Consider the following 631-nt stretch of genomic DNA (forward strand, 5'->3'; position numbering starts at 1 on the left):
GGCCAGAGGGCTTAGAGGTAGGGGCCGGAGCGGGCCCCGCCGGGGGGCTGCGGACCCTCTTCCTCGTCCCCGCCGCCCATGCCCGGCGGCAGCGCCCTGCGCATCTGCTCCAACTGCGCGCGCGCCGCCATCTGCTGGGCGAACAGCGCGGTCTGGATGCCGTGGAAGAGGCCCTCCAGCCAGCCGACCAACTGAGCCTGCGCGATGCGCAGTTCCGCCTCGGTGGGGACCGTCTCGTCCGTGAAGGGCAGGGAGATCCGTTCCAGCTCCTCGATCAGCTCCGGCGCGAGACCGTCCTCGAGCTCCTTGACGGAGCTGGAGTGGATCTCCTTCAGCCGAACCCGGCTCGCCTCGTCCAGAGGCGCCGCCCTGACCTCCTCCAGAAGCTGCTTGATCATGCTGCCGATGCGCATGACCTTCGCCGGCTGCTCGACCATGTCCGTCACGGGCATCTCGCGCGCGTCGTCGCCGCCGCCGCCTTCTTGGGAGCCGGCACTGCCGAGAGCCATCCCGTCCGGACCGACGACCAGGACGTGCGGGCTCTCCTGCGACCGTTCGTTCATCGGCTGGTTCATGACTCCCATTGTTCCGTACGACACGCCGAACGGCCGGTGCGGGGGCGGGCTCCGGC

Annotated in this window: 1 protein-coding gene; it reads right to left on the reverse strand. The window is 70.4% G+C overall.

What is annotated here, in order from left to right; translation table 11 throughout:
• Positions 1–11: 11 nt before the first annotated feature.
• Positions 12–575: a bacterial proteasome activator family protein gene (locus tag KUM32_RS35490; protein WP_269475453.1), complete on the reverse strand. Its 564-nt coding sequence runs from the start codon at positions 573–575 to the stop codon at positions 12–14.
• Between the last annotated feature and the right edge of the window lie 56 nt (positions 576–631).

The sequence above is a fragment of the Streptomyces sp. AC627_RSS907 genome (assembly GCF_019049165.1).